Consider the following 20953-nt stretch of genomic DNA (forward strand, 5'->3'; position numbering starts at 1 on the left):
TGCCAGATGCTATCGGTGCCGGGCCGGCTTATGCCCCACCCGTGCGTCCGCTCTACATGCCTTCCCGCGTCAACCTCACAGCCTCTTGTATCGGTAAAATATTTGACCTACTCTACTAGGGCAAAGTTGCTGACGCCGATCAGTCATCGACAGCAGCCGAAAGGTGGAGGCTCGCGTCTACCGGGTGCTGAGCGTGGACGAGCACCGTTGTCGACTCGAGCAGGACGGCCCGGTGAGCGACTCACGAGGGAGAAGATGATGGATCTGCCAGAGAGCGGACCGAACACCGAGGACGAGCCGAGCTCGCACAAGAGCTCGATGCCCGAGCACCTGCAGGCCGCGCTGTCAACCGACTGGGATCCTGCTCCGCCGATGCCGCACCCAGCTCGGCCGGACTTCACCCCGCACGCCGCTCGGCGCCGCGCGGCGGTATCTGAACAGTTCCCCGGCACTCTGGTCGTGGTTCCAGCCGGCTCGAGCAAAGCCCGGGCGAACGACACCGACTACCCGTTCCGCGCCGCGAGCTCATTCACTTGGCTGACCGGCGAGACCATCGCCGACGCGGTACTGGTCATGACGCCGTCCGGCGACGGCCACCACAGCACGCTGTATGTCGCCGAGCACGCCCAGCCCGGCGAACTCGAGTACTTCATGGACTACAAGCACAGCCCCGTGTGGGTGGGCAACGTGCCCAGCGGCGCCAACACCTCCGCCGTGCTGGGCATCGAGGTGCGCCCGCTGCCCGCTCTCGCCGACGACCTGGCCGCCTACCGTGACGACCAGTGTGCCCTGCTGCGCGGGTTCGACAACCGTGTCGACAAACTGCTAGCGAAGGGCAGCGGCGAGATGCTCGGCCGCGCGCTGGACGAGCTGCGACTGGTGAAGGACGAATGGGAGGTTGCGCGGCTGTGGCACGCGTGCGAGGCGACCGCGCGCGGCTTCGCCGATGTCGTCCGCGAGTTGCCCGCCGTTGTCGGCCGTGACGACCTGCGCGGCGAACGGTGGCTCGAAGGCACGTTCTGGCGGCGAGCGCGGCTTGAGGGCAACGAGGTCGGCTACACCTCGGTCGTGGCCTCGGGCCCGCATGCGACAACGCCGCATTGGTGGCGCAACAACGGTGTCGTGCACCGCGGTGCGCTGCTGCTGGCCGACATGGGCGTCGAGACCGACGAGCTCTACACCGCCGACGTCACGCGAACCCTGCCGGTCGACGGTGCGTGGACGCCTGCGCAGCTCAAGGTCTACCGGGCCGTCCAGGAGGCACAGGCCGCCGGCATCGCCGAAGTGAAGGCGGGCAACGCCTTCGTGGCCGCGCACAAGGCGGCGATGTACGTGATCGCCGACCATCTGCACTCGTGGGGCATCCTGCCCGTGACGGCCGACGTCGCGTGCGCCGACGACGAAGAACAGCCCGGCGCCGGTCTACACCGCCGCTACACGCTGCACGGCACCTCGCACATGCTCGGCATCGACGTGCACGACTGCGCGCTCGCGCGCATGGAGCAGTACCGCACCGGCACGCTCACCGTGGGCCATGTGCTGACCGTCGAGCCGGGCCTGTACTTCCAGACCAACGATCGCGCGGTGCCGCAGGAGTTGCGCGGTATCGGTGTGCGCATCGAGGACGACGTACTGGTAACCGACGGCGAACCGGTGAACCTGTCGGCGATGCTGCCCCGCGACCCCGACGACGTCATCGCCTGGATGCGCGACGCGCAGCACACGCCCGCGATCCCCTGAATTGAGGGGCCCGCTGACTTCCCAGCCACGACGAAGCCGCGGGCACTTTCGTGGTCGGTGGGAAGGCGGCAGCCGTTCGTGGCAGGTCTGGGGTCGACAGCGGGCTGCTGCGACCCGGGGCTCCCAAAAGGGACTCCGGGTCGCAGCCTCCACCTCGGCTTTCGCGACCAGGTCGAACTCGCTGCGGCGTGCAGGACGATCTTTTCCATGAGGGGCAGAGCCAGACGGGTCCATCCCTCCTCGGCCCCTCAGCGGCAGCAGACCTCGCAGGAGGCGGGCGCGAGGCGTTGCCAGGTCTTACGTCACGTCGTCTGCCGCGAGATGTCGTCGGCCGGCGCGGCGATCCGGACCACCCAGCCGTCGGCGGTGGGATGCAGGATGGGTCGCATCCGGTCCAGGCCCGGTTCGCGGTGTGCCATCTCATGACATTGGTTCCTCGCTGTCAGGCTTGGCGGGCGTAGGACGCGAGGCGTTGGGCGAGCGCGATGACGAGGTTGCGCAGTTCATCGGGGCGCTCGATGACGAACGGACGGTCGAGTGAGGCGAGTACCGGAGGCATCCCATGGACTTCGTCTCGATCCGCATCATCACCAGCGACGTAGCGCGCCTGGTCGAGTTCTACAAGCGAGCCACAGGGGCGCGGGCGACGTGGGCCACCGAGGACTTCGCCGAACTCAAGACCGCGGGCGCCACCCTCGCGATCGCCGGCACCCGCACCGTCCCACTGTTCGCCCCGGGCTCTGCCCGCCCGGCGGACAACCAGAGCGTGATCACCGAGTTCCTCGTCGACGACGTGGACCGCGTTCACCAGAACCTGACCGGCTTCGTCACCGGCTTCGTCACCGAGCCCACCACGATGCCCTGGGGTAACCGGTCGCTGCTGTTCCGCGACCCCGATGGCAACCTCGTCAACTTCTTCACCCCCGTCACCCCGGCAGCCATCGAAAAGTTCGCACGTTGACGCCACGCACAGCCGCTCACGCGGGAGCCCTGAGATCCCAGGGCTCCCGATGAACGCGTCCGCCAAGTCCAGGAGCGCCAACAGCAGGGGGCACCGGAACGCACCGCTGACCCCGGAGGGACGTCTGCGGTTGTGCCTGCGGATCGACGCTGGCCGGCCGATCGCGCACATCGCTGCCGAGGCCGGGCTATCGCGCCGCTGCCTGGCCAAGTGGTACGCCCGCTGGCGCGCACGGCGAGAACGGCCTGCTTGACCACTCCTCCCGCCCCGCCACGAGCCCGGCCCGCACCGCCGAGGACATCGCTGACCTGGTGGAGGCATTGCGGCGGCAGACCAAGCACGGGCCCGCGCGGCTCGCCGCCGACCTTCAGCGGCTGCACGGCGTCACGGTCGCGCCAGCGACCGTCCACCGCATCCTGGTGAGGCGAGGACTCAACCGGCTCCGTGACCTCGACCCGCCGACCGGCGAGTTGCTGCGCGAGGTCATCCGCTACGAGCACGACCGGGTCGGTGACCTGGTCCACGTCGACATCAAGAAGCTCGGACGCATATGGTCCTCGCTCCGCTCGGGCTGTGTTTCCGGACCTGACGGCACTCCTGTCCGCGTCAAAGCTTCGATCTGGCGCAGGCGCAACATTCACGTATCGTCGCCACTGGAGGTCTCTCGCGGAGCGTCGCAGGCGATCGACGTCCAAAATCAGACAGTCAGACAAAGGCTCATCAGGTGAAGATCGCTTCCTTTGCGGCCTTCGCCAAGCTTGCCTGGATGTGCCGGGGACCCTCGCCGACCATTACGCTCTTCCCCAGGAAGAGACCGAAATGGCGGACGCTGGCACGGAGGGAACAGCCGATGAACAACTGGTCCTCGACTTCGATCTCCTCGATGGGCACAGTCTTCAGGAAGCTGAAAGGCCGAGACAAGCTAGGTAATTCGATAGTAGGGCAAATTCCTGCTTATCGTACTGGCGCGCACAGGGCCGACAGCGCGGTGGACCGGGTACCAGGGGGGTGCAGGCACAAGCCCTCATAGGGCGGGATGGGCTCGATCAGCCGCGCCAGTGCGGTTGCGGACGCCTGACCCACCTGCTCAGACTAGCCAGTCAGCAGACAGGCATCGGCATGCAGGGCTCGTAGGCGCAGCGGGTTCCAGGTGGGCCGATCTGATCCGCATACAAGGCCGCGTTCGCCGACGATGTGAAAGCGACCGTTTTAGGCGCCACCAGGGTCACCTGCTCGTGCTCGACGGCGCGTCACTCCCATCGACTGCGTGCCCGACGTGCAGCCGTACCACTCGGTCCAAGCGCCAATTACGAATTGGCTCGGCATTAATTCTGAATTACATCTGGACCACTCAGTCCATCGACAGGCGATTACTGGAATCGGCGGTTTCTTGACCAGGCCCGGCTCTTGGCAGATGCTTGGGCTTGTCCTGATCAGGCGGGGAGGGAACATCTCGTGCGTGACGATGTCACACGGGTGCACTACGAGCGTTTGGCTGACAAGTACGATGAGAACTGGGCGTACAGCCCAGAGTTCATTAGGTGGATGACCGGAGGTATTCAGGAGCGGTTGCGTCTCGACCCAGGCGATCGAGTGATCGACGTGGGGTGCGGAACGGGCCTGTACGCGCGTGGCTTGGCCGAACACGCGAGCACGGTGATCTGCGTCGATCCCTCCCAGGCCATGCTGGAGCAACTCCCTGCCGACGACCGACTGATTCCACTGCATGCGGGCGCCGAAGACCTCGCCGAGAAGCGCATACAACTACCGCATGACGGCTACGACGCGATCCTGCTCAAAGAGGTGATTCACCATGTCGCCGATCCGTCGGCGGTCCTCGCCGGCATGATCCGGCTCCTGCTGCCGGGCGGGCGGATCCTCGTGGCCATGTTGCCGACGAGGATCGAATACCCGCTGTTCGACGCGGCCCTGAGACTCTTCCGCCAGCGGCAACCCGACCCCGAGGACATCGCCACCGCGATGCGCGACAGTGGCTTGGCCGCGGAACTCACCTACGACGAGTTCCCGCTCGCCTTCACCGCCGACCGCTATATACGGATGGTCCGCAGCCGCTACATGTCGCTGCTGTCGAGCTTCGACGACACCGCACTCGAAGCCGGGATCGACGAGATCCGCCGCAGGCACCCCGGCCCCGAGCTGCGCTTCCCCGACAGGTTCGCCTTCGTGCTCGGGGCGAAGGAGTGAGCTTCGAGCTCGACACTCGCCTACGACGGTTACGCAACGAGCTCGATGACCACTCCCGAGTCGCCCGCCATCTGGGGCTGGACTTCGAACGTCCGATCAAGTCTCTCGGCGACGGCTACCCAGAGAACGCGATCGCACTGGTCGGCAAAATCACCGAGCGGATCCTCAAGCAACTGTGGCGCCACCACAACGTCCCCGGCGATCCGGGCGGGAAATCGCTCAACGAGCTGATCAAGGGCGCACAGCCCTATATACGCAGCGGGGTTGTCCTGGACGCCCTGCGCGACATTCAGCGGCTGCGCAACCGGTCCACCCATGACGGTTACGAGATCGCCGACGAGGACGGGCTCACTGCGGTCCGGCGGCTGCTGGATGTGCTGGCCTGGTTCAGCAGCACCGGCAGCGGCATCCTGAGTGGGGACATGCCCAAGCTCGCCCCTGATGTGGCGGCCAAGGCCGAGTTCCTTGCCGGGCTGTACCTCACGCTCGGCTATAGGCCGGTGAAGCGGTTTGAGCTGTCCCGCAACACGGTCTATCAGCTGTTCTTCCGAGAGCGTGGCCTGCGCGGCGAGTACGTTGAACTGCTGCTCAGCAAGAACATCGACGACGTGGTCCAGGTGCTCAACTCCTCCGGCGGGCAACTGCTCCAGACCAAGCTCCCGAAACTCACCCGATTCCTGATCCTTGAGGAAAACGGCATCCAGCAGGCCCCGGGACCGCTGGGTGAGGACTATCGAGTCCTCACCTACGACCGATTCATGGACGCGTTCATCGATATCGATCGATATCTGGCCGACGTCATCGGGACGTATCCGGGGCTGGCCGCCAACGGTCGGCTGAGGCTGTCCGGGGATCTCCTCACCACCGACCAGCACACCGGTGAACAGCGAGTTTCCCAGGTTGGCTCGGCTGACGAGCTGCTGGACCAGGTTGCCGAGGTGGGCGGGAATGTGCTGATCGTCGGCCGGTCGGGCAGCGGCAAGACAACACTGCTCAAGCACCTGGTCGCGAGGTCGGCAATGGCCAGGCGGCGCCGCTACCGCTTCTACTTCGATATGAGCCTGAAGCAGCGCGAGGAGACATTCCGTGAGTTCGTCACCCGCGTGCTCGCGCCGTACATGGAGGTGGAGAACACCTACGTCTTCGAGGTGTTCCACTACTTCGCGCGCTCCGGCTCGGTGCTGTGCGCCCTCGACGCGATCGATGAGGCGGTGCTGTCGGTGACCCAGGCCGGTTTCCTGGATCTATTCGCCGAGCTCGCCCAGGTGCTGACGGCCGAGTCGGCGGTCATCACCTCCTCACGGGTGTCTTTCCTGGAGGACTCTCCGCAGGCGCGTCGGCTGCTGGACGGCACCGCCCTGGTGTCGGAGAAGCTGGTCCAGCAGCTCCACGCTCAGGGCGTGAACCCGCTCCAGGTACCGCGTTTCTCCGCGCTGCGTCTGCACGATGCCGTCGCCACCGCCTCGCCCCTGGAGATGCACCTGGTCGGCGAAGTCGGCCATGCCCACCACGAGTTCTCTCATCTGACTGAGCTGGCCTGGACCCACACTGCCCAGGTCACAGCGGCCGCGAGGCTGGAGAATATGCTCCCCTCCCTGGTCGCGTACTTCGGTTCGGCCTTCCTGGTCGGCCAGACGATGTTCACGTTCATCGATCTGGTCAACGACCTGGGGATCGATCTGTTCGAGGGCGGACGGCTGACCTTCGAGGCGTTGCGGCTCCGCGCTCTTTTCCGGCCCGCGGGCCCGTCCGCGGTGGCCTTCGTCCACTCGGCGTATCAGGAGCTGCTGGCTGCTGAATACCTCCGGGACCCGCACATCGCGAACTCGCGCTGGAGTCCCGTTCCCTCCCGCGGCTCACCGAGCAGGTGCGGGAATTCCTGCACCGGCGTTCCCGCCAGCCCGCGCCTTCTGCTGGTGAGGGGTGCGTTCTGCCTGCGGGGGTCTATCTGGTCGGGCCGAGTCATCATCTGATGCTGCGCCGCATCGATCGGCCGATCCGTTTCGACCGTTTCCCTGTCACGGTCGCCCGTTACAACCGCTTCCTGGAGGCGGTCCGCCAGGACGGCTCACGCCAGTGGGATCACCCGGACCAGCCGGCCGAGATCTCCCACGAGCCGTGGCAGGACCGGCTGCGGATCCCGGACTACTTCACCGACCCGGCCTACCAGAACTATCCGGCGGTGTGCGTCGGCTACTGGAGCGCGTATGCCTTCGCCCGCTACGAGGGCAAGCGCCTGCCCACCTCTCTGGAATGGGAGGCCGCGGCACGGGGCACCGACGGGCGGCTGTTCCCCTGGGGCGACGACATCGACCTGAACATCGTCAGCTGCGCAGACTCCTGGAGCGGCCGGAAATTGATCACCTACGAGGCGTGGCGGGAGGAACTCGACCGCGGCCGTCTGGCGGAGGCGATGCCCGGCCCGGTCGACGCTCACCCTGGCAACATCTCCCCGTACGGCCTTCGCGAGATGGCCGGCAACGTATGGGAGATCACGGCAACGATGCTGGACCACCGCGACGAGGTCGTCATCTGCGGTGGTTCCTACGACAACCCGTACCGGGCCGTGCAAGCCTCTTCAAAAGGGCTCGCGCGCCGGAACGGCCGCAGCAACGTGATCGGCTTTCGATGTGTTGAGGATGCGTGATGAATGGCGAGCCGAACTCCACACCCGGCGGTCAGCGGTTCGGGTACATCGCCGAACGCATGCCGCACGGCAGCGGCTATACCGGGCGGCTGAGCACCTACGTCGTCCATGACGCCGAATCCGGCACCGACCACACCTTCATGTACGCCGACATCGTGACCGAGGGATTCCGCACCCTCCACGTCGGGGAACGGGTCAGGTTCCTGGTCGACCTGGAAGAGCCCGACCGGGCACGCTACATCATCCGTCTCGACATGCCTGAGGTGGAGGACTACTACCGGTGAGCCGTCTGGAACGGCAAGTCCTGATCGCGGTTTATCCCGCCCGCTTCCCCGCCACTCCAACGTGGGAATCCGGGCCGTTGATCCTCCAGCACGGGTACGTCCGCTCCACGGCCGAGGCACGCAGCCAGTACTACAGCGCCAAGGCCGCGCGCATCCTGTACGGCGATGCCGAACACCCGCAGCGCTGGCACGACACCACCTGCCGGGTCGTCGGTGATGTGGAAGTCACCGGTGTGGAAGCCCTCCAGGCGAGGTTCCCGGACGCCCGCGGGCTGGTTGCCATCCATCTGCGGCCCAGGACCGGAACTCTGATCCCGCTCCTACGAGGATTGGCCGGACGCAGGGGCGCGCCGCCCATCGGCTTCGACCCACAGGTGATCCTGGACGGGCAAGCGGTGATCGAGCTGGATGCACGTCCTTTCACGGTCTCATTCGTGACCGCAACCAGGCAGGGGCTCCCTCGCCTGTATCTCCAGCCCCGCTATTGGCGCTGGACCTCCACCAACCAATGGCTGTGGAGCCTGGGCTCGCGCAGCACGTTCGCCGACTATCCACCCGACCCCAGAAACCTCGAACCGCGTGACGACGAGGTCATCCGGCTTTCCAGCGATTGGCATGCGGTCGTGCTCCGCGACGGCATGGCCATTGTCGGCATCCGACCCGATCACGGGCCGCAGGACCCGTTCTTCGGCTACGCGGAGGTGTATCTGCGGTCCATCTACCTCGACGCCATTCTTCTAGGGCTGCTGCAACAACAAGTGATCACCAGCTTGGAAGAGCGCGCGGTCGCTGTGCTCGACTCTCCGTTGAAAACGGCGATGCCCGATCTCGAACGCCAGGTCAACACCTTCCGCAGGCAGCTGTGGGCGCAGCACCTGACCCCACATGGGGTGCCCAACCGGCTGCTGTCCGCCTACCAGCGCCAGCACATGCTCACCGGACGCTACGAGCAGATCATTTCGGACATCGGTGACTTCAACCGCCTCATCCGGGAGGAAGAGAGCCGCTACGTCAACAGCGCCATCGTGGTGTTCACCCTCGTCACCGTGCCCGCCGGGATCGCCCTGGCGCTTCTGCAGGTCGTAGAGACGGACAATCCCTGGTTGTACGCCACCGTGGCGATTGCCTGCGTCATCCTCGTTGGGCTTCTGCTGTCCACCCGATCGGCCCGCACGGCTCTGCAAGCGCTACGACGCCGGTTCACCCCATAAGGGTGAACCGGCCTTACCTCCAGCCAGTCGAAGCCGCCGTGGGCGGATCGCGCTGCCCTGTCCGTGCTGGCCCGGGGACTGGCGAATGCGGTCTTGATCCAGAAGCAGGCACTGGAGAAGCTGCTGAAAAGCGGACTGGTTCACGTGGTGAGCTCAAGGAAGTCCCGGACGATCGGCACTTTCCGGTGCACGGCCAGCTTCTCCCGCAGCCCGGCCAGCGTTGCCGTGGACCGCGCCGAATCGACCCCGCCCAGGCAGCGGACCGCATGCTCAGCGACTGCGACTGCCTGATCCAGATCGCGGAGCGCCAGATGCGCGTCCGCGGCCCGGGCCAGGTAGATGGCATGCGTACGGGGGTACTGCTCGTCACCGGCGTAGTTCGCATCAATGGCGGCCTTGAAGCGCGCGATGGCCTCGCGGGGGTCACCAAGCTCCAGAGCTGACGAGCCGGCGATCATTTCGACCTCGCCCAGATCAACCCAGTACAGGTAGGGCGGGTCATCGGGATGAGCATCCATCCCGAGAAGGTCGCGAGCTTCGTGGAGGGCTCGGGCGCACGCTTGCCGGGCGCCGGTCTTCGAGTAGGAGCGAGCGGCTCGAGCGGCCAGCATCGCGCGGAAGCGCGGCGTCGCCTTGTTCTTCGTCTGAACCTGCGCGGCCTCTAGGAGCGAGGCCGCATCCCGAGGATCGCCCGCGGTGTAATGCTGAATGGCCCGGAACGACAGAGCGTACGCACCCGTCAGCGCGTCGCCGGCCGTTGCGGAGGCTCGTAGCGATGCGTCGAAGTAGCGCTCGGCCTGTGCGTGGAATCCGTCGTCGAAGTGCACCCATGCGCAGCAGCGAGCTGCTTCCGCGGCGGCGGCGTACAGTCCCCGGCCGGTTGTCTCGTCGAAGCGGGCTTCTTTGAGCAGTCCGACGATGAAGTTGAACTCGGCGATCGCCAGGTCGCGGAGCTGTGAGCTGCCCAAGGCGTCATCGAGATGGCGGAGGTGGTCGAGCCGGCGTTCCAGGTGATCCACCATCGCCGGAGTGACCTGACGACGGCCAGTAGAGGTCGGCCTGGTCATCGCGTCTACGGCATCCTGCCAGCCATTGACCGAGGCTCCCAACGCCGCCGACGTCATGGTCAGGAACTTACGCCGGTCCACGAGGCCTCCCACAGCGAGATCGGTCAGCACCTCCACGGTAGCTGTCTGATCGCCATAGGTGTGAGCCCCATTCGAGCCGTCGCATGCGGTGGCCAACCATTCTGGCCACGGCATCGTCTTCAGGACGGAAATCGGTACACCGTGGAGCACGGCCATTGCCTGCTGGGCTGAGGGTTCAGGTACCGCCTGTCCCGATTCCCACCGGTAGATCTTCTGCCGTTGGTGCGCCAGCGCCCCCAGACGGAGCGACCGATGGACTGCGTCGAGCTCACGGGCGTAGGCGGTCATCGAAAGACCGAGCTCGCCGCGCAGAATCGCCAGAGGATGCTTCCCGAGCGATCCCGTCATGAGGCTGCTCCCTGGTGTGAATGCCGACGGATCAACCATCTCGCACCAGGCCCACCCCGCCCAGCTGCTTTGACGCAAGAGACTACGCGTGGTCGGCGAGAGACTACAGCCATTCTCTGGCAGCTCCGCGGTCTCCGGGTTTTCATAGCCAGCAGTGCGACCGAAGGAAGACGAGCGCCAGCGCAACGGTACGTTCCGAGCGTCCGTGGCGCGTTCTATCTGACCCATTCAAGGAAGGGTGTCCCTTTACGCCATGGCACTGAGCCTCGACCCTCGCTGGCTGTCTCGATACACGGCGCAAGGCCTGGTCGAGGACGCTCAGTTCCCCTGTGTCTTCTGCGCCATCATCAACGGGGAGGTCGAAAGTCACGTCATTGCGGAGACTGCGAACACCTTGTGCTTTTTGGACCACCTGCCGGCAACGTACGGACACACACTGGTCATCCCCAAGCAGCATTGCCGGGACCTATTCGATATCTCGGACGATTCCTTTCAGTCGGTCATGGCGACCGCGAAGCAGGTGGCGAACGCCCTGCGCATGACGTGTTCGGCATCCGGCGTCAACCTTGTGCATGCCAGCGGTCTGGCCGCCCATCAGACCGTGTTCCACTTCCACATGCATGTCGTGCCGCGCTACGACGGCGATTCGATCGTTGTTTTTCCTCGGCTGGCTGATCCCGCCCGAAAGCACGAGGTAGCACAGCGCCTGCGCGCAGCGCTCCTTGACCAGTTACCACCCACTGGACCAGCAGAAAGCAGCGCACCGTGACAATTTCACACGACGCCGCCATCGCCCAGTTCACCGAGCAGGGCTTTGTGCTCATCAAACAGGCAGTACCCGATGCCGTCGTCAAGATATTGGACAATGCCGTCCTGCAGCTCACCGACGACCGGGCCCCGGACCTGACGCACAGCTCGTTCAATACGAACCGCGCCCTGACGCAGGTGCGCAACGCAGCGAACATCATCGCCGAGTACCAGCTGCTTTTCGGGTGCCGCGACTTGATGTCAGTCCCATACCGGATTCTCAACGGGTCGATCCAGGTCCTGGGCAGCGAGGTGCTGCGCCGGGAGGTCTACCAGCGGGCCCACGAGCCATGGCACCGCGACTCCGGGGCCTTCCTGGAGCGTCCGTACGACGAGGTGAACGGGCCGCTGCATCTCAAAGCGCAGGTGTTCTTCACCGATACGCGGCCGAAGGACAGCGGCAATCTCGTGCTCATCCCCGGCTCCCACCGGTGGCCCGTGGACCACAAGGACGATGACTACTGGGAGTCGGCGAACGACGCTCTCGCTCAGGGCAGTGTCCCGGACGGCGCCCTGATCGTTCATGCGGAACCCGGCGACGCGGTCATCTTCGGCAACACCATGTGGCATGCCGTCCTGCCCAATCTGACCCAGGAGCGGCGCAGCGCGATCACCCGCTTCGGGCAGGCGTGGCTACGTCCGTATGACCACCACTGGGACCCGGCCACCGCAGCCGACCACCTCTCCCCTGAAAACCGGCTGCTGCTGGGCTATTACTCGAACGAGGTCAATCCGGTGGACTTGTACAAAGAGGCCACGGCAACGCACATCTGGGCTGCACAATGACCGACTCAGCGCGAATCGTCACTGTGCTCGGCGCGACGCGCAACTTTTCAAGGTAGGCCACTACACCCTGCGGCGACTTGCCGTTGACGCACCGCAGCTGACGTTGCGTCTGGCAATTCCTGAAGCTCAGATCGCCGGACGCGCCGTACACGATATCGATGTGCAGCTTCGCGACTGGGAGCCGGGGGATCCCAAAACGTTGGCGGAGGCGTTGTCCGGTACCGACACCATGCTGATGGTGCCCCCCATCGACCGCCGCGTCGAAATCGGTGACATGTATCTGCGGGCAGCTCTAAAGGCCGGCGTCAAGCAAATCGTGTGCCTGGGCATCCAGTTCACGCCGGGACAGTGCGCCATGGCCGACGAAGCGGCAACGCTCGAAGTCCTGCTGCAGGAATCCGGGATCGAGTACGACCTCGTCTCACTGCCCATGTTCCTGGAGAACATCCTCTATCAGTGCCGGTCCATCGCCGAGAACGGGTCGTTCTCCTTCCCCGTCGACGCTGACTGTCCGTTTTCGTACATCAGTTGCGACGACGCCGCCGCGCTGTTCTGCCGCAAGATCCTCTCCTCTGGGTCTATCGACCGGAGCGGCACGTTGATGAGCCATCATGCGCAGGCGACCTGCGCCGAGTGGGCCTTGGCCCTCCAAGCGGCGACCGGGCGTCCGATCACGTTCAAGCGCCAGGATGACGAGCACTTCCTGGCGAGCCTTGGCAAGTACGGGATGCGCCGGCCCGCGTCTGCGCAGGTGCTCGGGCTGTGGAAGCGGATCAGCGCTGAGGGGGACGCTACGCCGACCCGGGTTGCCGAGCAGCTCATGGGCCGCCCAACTACCGACCTGGTGGCTTGGACGCAGGCCCACGCGTGCTGCTTCGGCCCCGGGTTCGGGTCCTGTCCCCACCCGCACCCGCCGATACAGCACATGTTCGGGCCCGCATGAGGCCACGCGGCAGCAACGGCAAGTCAGACCCGGCGGCTGCTCTGGGTCAACCGGACCGACGCGCTCGCCCGTAGCGCAGACCACTGAGGAGGTGTCGCATGACTCTCACAAACTGGAGTGGCAACGTCACCATCGCCGACCAAGGCTACTGGACGAGGATCACGTCCCTGGAACAGTTGGAGTCGATGCTGGCGCACGGGGAAGCCAAGGTGCGCGTCCTTGGGTCGAGATTCACCTATCCCAGGCAGCTCCACTGCCCGGACGGCACCCGCGGCATCGTCCTGGACCTCCCTGGCCGCGGAGTGTGTGACCTGCGCGGAGAATACCTGCGCGTCACCGGGGATACCCTGCTCGACGACGTGTGGCAGATGTTCGACAGGCACGGGCTCGAACCCGACGCTTGCCCACCCGTGATCACGGCTCAGGCGGTAGCCGGCGCCCTCGCCACGGGCACCCACGCACAGGGCCTTTCTGGCGGCACGCTCTCCGACTGCGTGTCAGTCATCGAACTCATGGATGGCAACGGCGTCCTGCACCGACTCACCCCGGCCGACGACGCCTTCGAGTCCGCCATCCTCAACCTCGGGTGCCTCGGTGTGGTCGTCGGCCTAGAGCTTCGCGGCCGCCCTGCGGCCGAGCTGTGCTGCAGCCGCGTCACCGTCCCCGAAGACGGCCTGCCCGAGCGCTACCCGGCCTGGAACCGCGAATCCGCGGCCGCTAAGTGCTGGTGGTTCACCGAACACCAGGTCGCGCACGCCTGGATCACACACGACGGTGCCAACCCGCCTCGCGACTTATACACCGCCCACCCCGCAGACCTGGGCGACGTCGTGGCCCGCACCCGCCGTCATCTCATGGCCGACATCGGTGACGGCCAGGGCCGTACACCTGCCACCCGAACCCTGGAGAAGTTCCTCGGCGCGGCCGACTCTAAGGGGACGCTCTACGAGATATTCAAGAATGGTATCCCGGCACCCCAGCTGAACATGGAGATCGCCGTCCCCCTGGACGCCTTCCCCGAAGCCTACGCCTCCCTCAAAGACCTCCTGCGCGCCTCGCCCTACAAGCTCCACTACCCCGTCATCCTGCGGACCACCGGGCGAGCGCGCGGCCACCTGAGTCCCACCCGCGCGGTCCCCAGCACCTACTTCGGCTTCGTGTCGTACATGAACGCCGAAGGCCGGATCACCGCCGCCCGCCCGCTGTTCGACGACATCCAGCGCCTGTTGTACGGCCTGGGCGGCCGACCGCACTGGGGCAAATACTTCACTCCGCAACTGGTGCGCGACGCTGACACCAACGGATTCTCGCAGTTCCGCCGGGACATAGGCAGATTCGACCCCCGCGGACGCTTTCAGAACGACACCTTCTACCGCACGCTAGGACTTCCCACCGAATGACGCCGCACCTGGGCGTGAACCTCGCGCCATGGCTCCCTATCCGGACTTTGTATCGCGCGTACCGACTCGAGGCGGCGGGATGCACCCACGTATCGGCGCACTGCAGCGTCCTGTGGTGAGAACGCCTGGGCGTTGACATTCCTGGCCCGTTGTCGGGCCTGTCGGCGATCCTTAAAGCCCAACCGTTCTGTCAGTGCCAGTCGTCACAATGAGCAGCATGAAGGAGAACTCCACGGTGCCGGCCGCTGTCCTGGCTGATGAAGACGCCTATCTGCAGGCGGTCGCGCAGGCGCGTACTGCTGCCGAGGCGTACTACGGGTCCGGCGAGCCCAGTATGGACGATGAGACCTACGACCGGCTGCTGCGCGCGATCACGGCCTGGGAGGACGAGCACCCCGACCTGGTCGCGGGGGATTCCCCTTCCCAGCAGGTCGCGGCCGGGGTGACCACCGGTGAGGTCGAGCACACGGTGCGGATGCTGAGCCTGGGCAACGTCTTCTCGGACCTGGAACTGAGGGCCTGGGCCATGTCGCTGGAGCGCCGAATGGGTGGGCGTGCAGTGACCGCCTGGGCGGTGGAGCCCAAGTTCGACGGTGTGGCCCTAGCCGCCCGCTACCGCAAAGGCCGACTAGTCCAACTGGTCACCCGGGGCGACGGGACGACCGGTGAGGACGTGTCCCACGCGATCGGGGACATCATCGGCCTGCCCACGACCCTCACCGAGCCGATCACGGTCGAGGTCCGAGGCGAGGTCCTGATGACACAGGCCCAGTTCGCCGTGGCCAACGAGCTGCGGGCCGCACACGGGGCGCCGGTGTTCGCCAACCGCCGCAATGCCTCGTCCGGGTCGCTGCGGGCCAAAGACCGCGCCTACCACATCGGGCAGACGTTCCTGGCCTACGCCGCCCTGACCGGCCCCGAGCACACCAGTGACCCCACCCTGGAGAATCTGTCCCACACCCGGCTCATCGCGCGCCTGGCCGACCTCGGGCTGGGTACCACGGTCGACACGCCGGTCGCCACCCGCTCCTACACCGCTCTGGAGCAGGTCCTGGCCCGGGTTCAGGAGATTGGCACCCTGCGCGCAGTTCTGGATTTCGAGATCGACGGCGCCGTCATTAAGGCCGACGAGCCCGCTGACCAGGTCCAGGCCGGCACGGGTTCACGCACCCCGCACTGGGCCATTGCGTTCAAGTTCCCCTCCGCCCAGAAGATCACCGTGCTGCGTGCGGTGGAATGGAGCGTGGGCCGCACCGGCGTAATCGCCCCACGCGCCGTCCTCGACCCGGTCGACGTCGCAGGCACGACCATCACCTACGCCACGCTGCACAACCCCGCCGACATCACCCGCCGTGGCCTGCTGCTCGGCGACCACGTCATCGTCTGCCGCGCCGGCGAAGTCATCCCCCGTGTCGAAGGCGCCGTCACCACCCTGCGCAACGGTGACGAACAGTCCATCGCCTTCCCCCAGGTCTGCCCGCGCTGCGGGGCCGATATCGACCGCACCCAGGAACGCTGGCGCTGCGTCCGGGGCCGCGCCTGCGGCCAGATCGAAGCCATCCGCTACGCGGTCGCCCGTGATGCCCTGGACATCGACGGCCTCGGCGAGAAGATCATCGTGCAGTTGGTCGACAAGGGCCTGATCGAGGACTTCGCTGACCTGTTCACCCTTACCCGCGACCAACTGCTGACCTTGGATCGCATGGGTGCGAAAAGCGCCGACAACCTCCTGACCGCCATCGACGCCGCCAGGAGCAAACCGTTGAACCGGGTCTTCTGCGCCCTCGGCATACTGGGCACCGGACGCTCCATGTCGCTGCGCATCGCCAAACACTTCGGCTCGATGCAGGCGGTGCGGGACGCCGACGCCGCGGCGCTGGAGCAGGTCGACGGAATCGGCAGCGAGAAGGCTTCGGTCATCGTGGCGGAACTGGCCGAGATCGCCCCGGTGATCGACAAGCTCGTGGCCGCGGGGGTGAACATGACCCAACCCGGCGTCCCCTCCGCTGCCGCTGATGGCGCGCAGGATGGGGGAGTGGAGTCCGGGGAAGCAGGAGAAAGGCGGCCGTTGGCCGGGATGACGGTGGTGGTGACCGGAGCGATGAGTGGGCCCCTGGCGGAGTACTCCCGCACCGAGATGAACGAACTGATTGCCCAGGCGGGGGGCCGAGCGTCCTCCAGCGTCTCCGCGCGCACCCACCTGGTCGTCGTCGGCGAGAACGCCGGCAGCAAGCTCGACAAGGCCCGCACTCTTGGCATCAAGACCATCACGCCCGAGGAACTCGCCGAGCGCCTCGCCACGTACCTCACCTGACCTTCCCGGCGCAGCGCGCCTCCTCGGTCGCGGCGCGCATGAATTCGGCGCGGGGCGCGCGGATTCCACCGTCATCCTCAAGGTCAGGTGGTGGGCCACCGGCGGCGAGAGGAGCCTCAGCATCGGTTGGCGCCCTGGCCAGACCTCCTCCAGTACGGTCCCGGGCGGTCGGTGTCAGTCAGCGGGTTCTTCTTCGGGGATGTCGGGAAGTTGCCGGAGAGGCGGGCGGGGCGTCCCCGGCGGAACCAGGACCATCCCCTCACCCCAGACCAGCCGATCACGCATACCGCTGTCCTCGGCGTTGTCGTTACGTTGCCGTTCATCGGTGTTCTCTCCGGCGTCGAGGTATAGCCCGGTCTCGGGGTCCTGCCCGATCGCTTGGCGGTATGCGCGCAGGAAGTCGGGATCCTCGGCCGGATCCACCTGGTGGGTTTCGGCCCACTGGCTGTACATGTCGTTGTGGATGCGATCGGCGTCCGCGCCGACGATTTTCATAGGTGTTTCACTCCGTCCCGGGACGAGTCGCGCGTGCGGGCGGTGAAGGCCGTCGCGACCTGGTCGCGGCGGGAGGCCCACCAGTGCAACAGCCGCTCACCGGAGACCCACAGCTCGTCAGGGCCGTGGTCTCCTTTGTCATAGTGCCACTGCAGAAGTCGCTCGCGCGTTTCCACTGCGGCAGGCTTCCCCCACTGGTACATCGACGAGCTCCTTGAGTGCGAACACTCCCTGCGGGGTCACTGATCAGGAGTCGGTTTGCTGTGCTGTACGCAGATATGGCCGAGCGCCACCTGAGAGCGATGAGCATGCCTGCCGACCTCGCCGAAGAGCCCCGCGATCCTTCTCGATCTCTCCCGGATCTCGGCGATCCGGGCCATCGGATCGTCGCCGGAGTCGTCACTCCTTGCCGCTTCGACAAGGCCAAGATCTCGGTTTGCACGTGTTCGGCGAGGACCGCAGCCGCGGAGGCCATCTCACTCAGTAGGTGCTCCACCTCTCGCAGCGCAGTCATGTCCAGCTCGCGTCGTTCGCGCGCGACTTGGACCAGCTCGCCGAAGCGCGTGTAATCGCCAGGATCCATCACACCTACAACATGCAGCATGATCGATGAGACTGCCTCGGTTCCAGCGAGACAGGCACAACTCCGCGCGAGGTTCGGCCCTCTGGCCCGGTGGGAGCCGCCGCGCACGGACAGCATCGCATACGCCATCAGCACTGCGGCGAGCGCGTTTTCCTCGGCGACGTCGGGCCGGTCCAACCAACGACCCTGTCTTCTTTGGCTCTGTGGCAGATTGGGTGGCGACGGAAGGTTCCATCACCAAGAATGGCTACCTGGACGTCGGCGACCTGTACGAACCGCCCTTCAAGCGCCTGGGTGATCCCGACGTCGTCTTCCGCACGACCTCCGACGTCGACGTCATCGCCGATGTCCTGAAGCTCGTGAAAGGGACCGCGATCCCGGCGGACGCCGAGGCCGGTTGACGGCCGCAGGCCGCGTCACGCCTATAGGGAGGCGCCGTCACAGGTCGAGCACGGACTGACCGATCTGGGAGCGGGAAACGCGAGAGAGCCCTCACCGGCAGGGTGACGGCTCTCTCGTTCGTTCTGGCGTCGGATCTCAGGGGATCAGGTGTTGAGGGTGCCGGTCTTGAGGCCGGTCAGGAACGTGGACCACTCGGCCGGGGGGAGGAACAGAGCCGGGGTGGTCGGGGTTTTGCTGTCTCTGACCGCGATGAGGCCGGGCAGGTTGGACGCGACCTCGACGCAGTTGCCGTTGTGGGTGCTGTAGGTGCTCTTGCGCCACTGTGCGTTGCGGACGTCACCCACTTTGGTTCACCGCTTCCTGTATGAGGTGGAGTGACTGTTTGAATGGTAGAACTTCAGCGCGGAGTGTGTCGTATGTGGCGCTGAGTTCCGCGAGGATCTGCCGGTTCTGTATCGTTCGTCCATTCGGTTGTGCGTCCGTATAGGCGGCATAGGCGGTCCCGTTTCGTTCGGCGATGATGAACCCGCCTGCCAGTCCGCAGTGTTCTCCGGTGTCGTAGGGCACGATCTGGATGGTCACGTTGGGGCGCTGGGCGACCTCCAGCAGGAGCTTCAACTGTTCCCGCATGACTTCCGCGCTCCCTATGCGACGCCGGATCACGGCCTCGTCCATGAGGAACGTGATCGTTGGAGGCATGTTCCTGTGCAGGAGCGACTGCCGCCGCATGCGGCTCGTGAGCCGGTCCTCGACCTCCTCCGGAGTGATGCCGGGCGCCGTTGAGATCAGCGCGCGTGCGTAGGCCTCGGCTTGGAGGAGGCCGGGGATGAGGTTGGGTTCCCAACTGCGGAGGGCTTCGGCGTCTTCCTCCTCTTCGAGCCAGGGCCTGATGTGCTCCGCGGCCTTGTCCCACGATATGGCGATGTAGAGCCGCATCATGGTGCCGTCCAGGCCGAGGGCCTTGTCGCACGCCCTGGCGAAGTCGTCGGTCGGTGGGCGTCTGAGGGTTTCGACCATGGCGACCAGCGACTCCGAGAAGCCCATGCGCGCGGCGAGCGCCCGTTGGGTGAGTCTGGCCGCCTCCCGGTGCCGTCGCAGCTCGGCGGCGAAGAGGCTGCGCGGGGATTCGCCCGGATGTGGGTCTTTGATGGGGGGCATATCGCTCCTTTCTACCTGAATATTGACGATATTGATGTGCTCACGGGCTCCTCACAGAAATGTGATCCTATGTACGAGCTAAACGCTCCCGATCGTAGCCCTCCGTCGCCACTCTGATAGGGCGAAGTCTCCAAGAAGCGCGTTCCTCGCGTCGGACGAAAAGGCGAGCGCATGCGGATGGGAAGATTGCTGGGCGTCATCGAGTTGGCCGGCGAGCCCAGGTCGGCCGGAATGGCCCGTGAGTTCGTACGGAAGAGGCTGGGCGACGATCACCCGGCGCTGGACACCGTGACACTCCTGGTGTCCGAAGTGGTAAGCAATGCGGTGGTCCATTCCAATTCAAGGAATGGTGGAAAAGTCACTCTGGCGCTCGCCGATTGCCACGACTTCGTTCACGTCGACGTCGTCGACGCGGGCGGCGAAGAGGTTCCGCGGGTGCGTGACGACGAATCCGGTGAGAGCGGGCGTGGCCTCCTCATCGTCCAGACGCTCGCCTCTGGCTGGGGCGTACGCCAGGACCTCACCAGTCGAACCGTGTGGTTCCAGGTGGGGTACGAGTACAAGCGGGTGCCCCCTGCTCCGATCCTGCCCCGGCAGCGGGAATCCCCGGACGGCGGCGAGACCGCCTTATGCCGGACCGCCCGGCGCGAGGCAGCCCGGGCGGTCACCGAAAGCCTCATTCCGGAACGAGCTCATCCTCGGCGTTTCGCGGAGCGCTGGAGCCGTGACCGGGACGGATTCGGCGGGGAATCCGGCTCACCCGGCGTCGATCCGTTCCTTTATTAAGCCCTTTACGAGGCGTTCGCCCCACTGGCCGGGGCGGTGGCGAGGTGAATGCTCCTGAGTCCGGGTCAGGGGCAGGCCCCCGGTCCTCGCCGCCGCCCCATTTGCTCCATCCGACATGCAGGCGTCGGATCTTCTCGACAGTCCGCTCATCCTTCATTTTTGTAGGAGTTCTAGGGGCGGCGGCGTGGTAATACGCCGCCGCTACCCGACAAATGCCGCTGCCTGGTCTGGCGCACCGGCATCAAGCCGCACATCGCCCGCCGTGGCACCGATCACGGCTCCGGTCCGGGCATCCACCGCTCGGTCATCGAACGCACAGTCGGGCGAGTTGACCTTTGGGGCTGGTGAGCGAGTTGATCTCTGTTTGGCGACGGTACTTGCGGATGTCGTTGCAGAGCGAGTGCGTAGGATCGCCGGCATGGCACCGCGACCTGTGCAGGTGAACATAAAGGCTCTTGATGACTCGGCGGTCGGCCGGTTCTGGGCGGAGGCGCTCGGCTGGAGTGCTTACAGCCCCGGCGTGACCACCTACGTTGGACCCGTCGGAGGCCTCGTTTGGCCGGACCCGGTCGCCGTCTGTGTCGACGTCGTTGCCGTCCCAGAACCCAAGACCACAACAAAGAACCGCGTGCACCTCGATCTCGCCACCACCTCTGCGGCCCATCAGGCGGAGTTGGTCGCGCGCCTCCAGGCTCTCGGTGCGACGCCCGCCGACGTGGGCCAGCGCGACGTCCC

At 65.9% G+C, this 20953-nt stretch carries 23 protein-coding genes; 17 read left to right on the top strand and 6 right to left on the bottom strand.

Annotated elements, in window-relative coordinates; all coding sequences use genetic code 11:
- Window positions 1-255: 255 nt before the first annotated feature.
- The 4 genes from AB0M95_RS11295 to AB0M95_RS11310 all read left to right on the top strand — a co-directional run bounded on the left by AB0M95_RS11295 (window position 256) and on the right by AB0M95_RS11310 (window position 3429).
- Window positions 256-1740, top strand: a complete 1485-nt coding sequence (locus AB0M95_RS11295; RefSeq protein WP_363762160.1) for an aminopeptidase P family protein — start codon at window positions 256-258, stop codon at window positions 1738-1740.
- A 562-nt stretch (window positions 1741-2302) separates the two neighbouring features.
- Entirely contained in the window at window positions 2303-2701 is a 399-nt protein-coding gene (locus tag AB0M95_RS11300; protein ID WP_363762162.1) for a VOC family protein, read from the top strand.
- Window positions 2702-2750: 49 nt separating this feature from the next.
- Complete coding sequence (locus AB0M95_RS11305; RefSeq protein ID WP_363762164.1) at window positions 2751-2954, top strand: leucine zipper domain-containing protein; 204 nt, start codon at window positions 2751-2753, stop codon at window positions 2952-2954.
- Window positions 2875-3429, top strand: coding sequence for a helix-turn-helix domain-containing protein (locus AB0M95_RS11310; protein WP_363762220.1), 555 nt, complete (start codon window positions 2875-2877; stop codon window positions 3427-3429). The genes AB0M95_RS11305 and AB0M95_RS11310 overlap by 80 nt, the downstream gene beginning before the upstream one ends.
- On the opposite strand, the gene AB0M95_RS11315 is transcribed toward AB0M95_RS11310, so the two are convergent.
- Complete coding sequence (locus tag AB0M95_RS11315; protein WP_363762166.1) at window positions 3422-3592, bottom strand: hypothetical protein; 171 nt, start codon at window positions 3590-3592, stop codon at window positions 3422-3424. The two genes, AB0M95_RS11310 and AB0M95_RS11315, sit on opposite strands and share 8 nt — an antisense overlap.
- A 564-nt stretch (window positions 3593-4156) precedes the next feature.
- Between AB0M95_RS11315 and AB0M95_RS11320 the strand changes: the two genes are divergently transcribed.
- From AB0M95_RS11320 to AB0M95_RS11340, 5 genes are read left to right on the top strand one after another with little or no spacing between them, the layout of a single operon-like run.
- Complete coding sequence (locus tag AB0M95_RS11320; RefSeq protein WP_363762168.1) at window positions 4157-4906, top strand: class I SAM-dependent methyltransferase; 750 nt, start codon at window positions 4157-4159, stop codon at window positions 4904-4906.
- Window positions 4903-6879 carry an NACHT domain-containing protein gene (locus AB0M95_RS11325; RefSeq protein ID WP_363762170.1) on the top strand — a complete coding sequence of 659 codons (1977 nt, stop codon included), beginning with the start codon at window positions 4903-4905 and terminating at the stop codon, window positions 6877-6879. The genes AB0M95_RS11320 and AB0M95_RS11325 overlap by 4 nt, the downstream gene beginning before the upstream one ends.
- A complete protein-coding gene (locus AB0M95_RS11330; protein ID WP_363762172.1) occupies window positions 6879-7553 on the top strand; it encodes an SUMF1/EgtB/PvdO family nonheme iron enzyme in 675 nt (224 codons plus the stop codon). The genes AB0M95_RS11325 and AB0M95_RS11330 overlap by 1 nt, the downstream gene beginning before the upstream one ends.
- A complete protein-coding gene (locus AB0M95_RS11335; protein WP_363762174.1) occupies window positions 7553-7837 on the top strand; it encodes a hypothetical protein in 285 nt (94 codons plus the stop codon). The genes AB0M95_RS11330 and AB0M95_RS11335 overlap by 1 nt, the downstream gene beginning before the upstream one ends.
- Window positions 7834-9048 carry a hypothetical protein gene (locus AB0M95_RS11340; protein ID WP_363762176.1) on the top strand — a complete coding sequence of 405 codons (1215 nt, stop codon included), beginning with the start codon at window positions 7834-7836 and terminating at the stop codon, window positions 9046-9048. Before AB0M95_RS11335 ends, AB0M95_RS11340 begins: the two co-directional genes overlap by 4 nt.
- 140 nt (window positions 9049-9188) lie before the next feature.
- Here the strand turns inward: AB0M95_RS11340 and AB0M95_RS11345 are convergent, their stop codons facing one another.
- Window positions 9189-10544 carry a hypothetical protein gene (locus AB0M95_RS11345; protein WP_363762178.1) on the bottom strand — a complete coding sequence of 452 codons (1356 nt, stop codon included), beginning with the start codon at window positions 10542-10544 and terminating at the stop codon, window positions 9189-9191.
- A 253-nt stretch (window positions 10545-10797) separates the two neighbouring features.
- On the opposite strand from AB0M95_RS11345, the gene AB0M95_RS11350 reads away from it, so the two are divergent.
- The 5 genes from AB0M95_RS11350 (at window position 10798) to ligA (ending at window position 16794) form a co-directional block, all read left to right on the top strand.
- A complete protein-coding gene (locus AB0M95_RS11350) occupies window positions 10798-11313 on the top strand; it encodes an HIT family protein (protein ID WP_363762180.1) in 516 nt (171 codons plus the stop codon).
- Window positions 11310-12137 (top strand): phytanoyl-CoA dioxygenase family protein, encoded by an 828-nt coding sequence (locus AB0M95_RS11355; RefSeq protein WP_363762182.1) that lies wholly within the window; start codon window positions 11310-11312, stop codon window positions 12135-12137. The genes AB0M95_RS11350 and AB0M95_RS11355 overlap by 4 nt, the downstream gene beginning before the upstream one ends.
- Before the next feature lie 160 nt (window positions 12138-12297).
- Window positions 12298-13080, top strand: coding sequence for a hypothetical protein (locus AB0M95_RS11360; protein ID WP_363762184.1), 783 nt, complete (start codon window positions 12298-12300; stop codon window positions 13078-13080).
- A gap of 98 nt (window positions 13081-13178) precedes the next feature.
- On the top strand, window positions 13179-14480 hold the full coding sequence (locus AB0M95_RS11365; RefSeq protein WP_363762186.1) for a D-arabinono-1,4-lactone oxidase: 1302 nt from the start codon (window positions 13179-13181) through the stop codon (window positions 14478-14480).
- 217 nt (window positions 14481-14697) lie between these two features.
- The gene (gene ligA / locus AB0M95_RS11370) at window positions 14698-16794 is read left to right on the top strand and encodes an NAD-dependent DNA ligase LigA (protein WP_363762188.1); all 2097 of its coding nucleotides are present in this window, start codon (window positions 14698-14700) and stop codon (window positions 16792-16794) included.
- A gap of 174 nt (window positions 16795-16968) precedes the next feature.
- On the opposite strand, the gene AB0M95_RS11375 is transcribed toward ligA, so the two are convergent.
- Window positions 16969-17289 (bottom strand): hypothetical protein, encoded by a 321-nt coding sequence (locus AB0M95_RS11375; RefSeq protein WP_363762190.1) that lies wholly within the window; start codon window positions 17287-17289, stop codon window positions 16969-16971.
- Window positions 17286-17492, bottom strand: coding sequence for a hypothetical protein (locus AB0M95_RS11380; RefSeq protein ID WP_363762192.1), 207 nt, complete (start codon window positions 17490-17492; stop codon window positions 17286-17288). Before AB0M95_RS11380 ends, AB0M95_RS11375 begins: the two co-directional genes overlap by 4 nt.
- Before the next feature lie 595 nt (window positions 17493-18087).
- Here AB0M95_RS11380 and AB0M95_RS11385 point away from each other — a divergent pair.
- The gene (locus AB0M95_RS11385; RefSeq protein WP_363762194.1) at window positions 18088-18273 is read left to right on the top strand and encodes a hypothetical protein; all 186 of its coding nucleotides are present in this window, start codon (window positions 18088-18090) and stop codon (window positions 18271-18273) included.
- 144 nt (window positions 18274-18417) lie between these two features.
- Here the strand turns inward: AB0M95_RS11385 and AB0M95_RS11390 are convergent, their stop codons facing one another.
- Together AB0M95_RS11390 and AB0M95_RS11395 are read right to left on the bottom strand one after the other, a co-directional pair.
- On the bottom strand, window positions 18418-18618 hold the full coding sequence (locus AB0M95_RS11390) for a DUF397 domain-containing protein (RefSeq protein ID WP_363762196.1): 201 nt from the start codon (window positions 18616-18618) through the stop codon (window positions 18418-18420).
- The gene (locus tag AB0M95_RS11395; RefSeq protein ID WP_363762198.1) at window positions 18611-19432 is read right to left on the bottom strand and encodes a helix-turn-helix transcriptional regulator; all 822 of its coding nucleotides are present in this window, start codon (window positions 19430-19432) and stop codon (window positions 18611-18613) included. Before AB0M95_RS11395 ends, AB0M95_RS11390 begins: the two co-directional genes overlap by 8 nt.
- A 171-nt stretch (window positions 19433-19603) precedes the next feature.
- On the opposite strand from AB0M95_RS11395, the gene AB0M95_RS11400 reads away from it, so the two are divergent.
- Together AB0M95_RS11400 and AB0M95_RS11405 are read left to right on the top strand one after the other, a co-directional pair.
- Window positions 19604-20218 carry an ATP-binding protein gene (locus AB0M95_RS11400; protein ID WP_363762200.1) on the top strand — a complete coding sequence of 205 codons (615 nt, stop codon included), beginning with the start codon at window positions 19604-19606 and terminating at the stop codon, window positions 20216-20218.
- 418 nt (window positions 20219-20636) lie between these two features.
- On the top strand, window positions 20637-20953 hold a 317-nt coding region (locus AB0M95_RS11405), incomplete at its 3' end, for a VOC family protein (RefSeq protein ID WP_363762202.1).

Origin of the sequence: Sphaerisporangium sp. NPDC051017 (genome assembly GCF_040683095.1) — a bacterium.
GTDB lineage: Bacteria > Actinomycetota > Actinomycetes > Streptosporangiales > Streptosporangiaceae > Sphaerisporangium.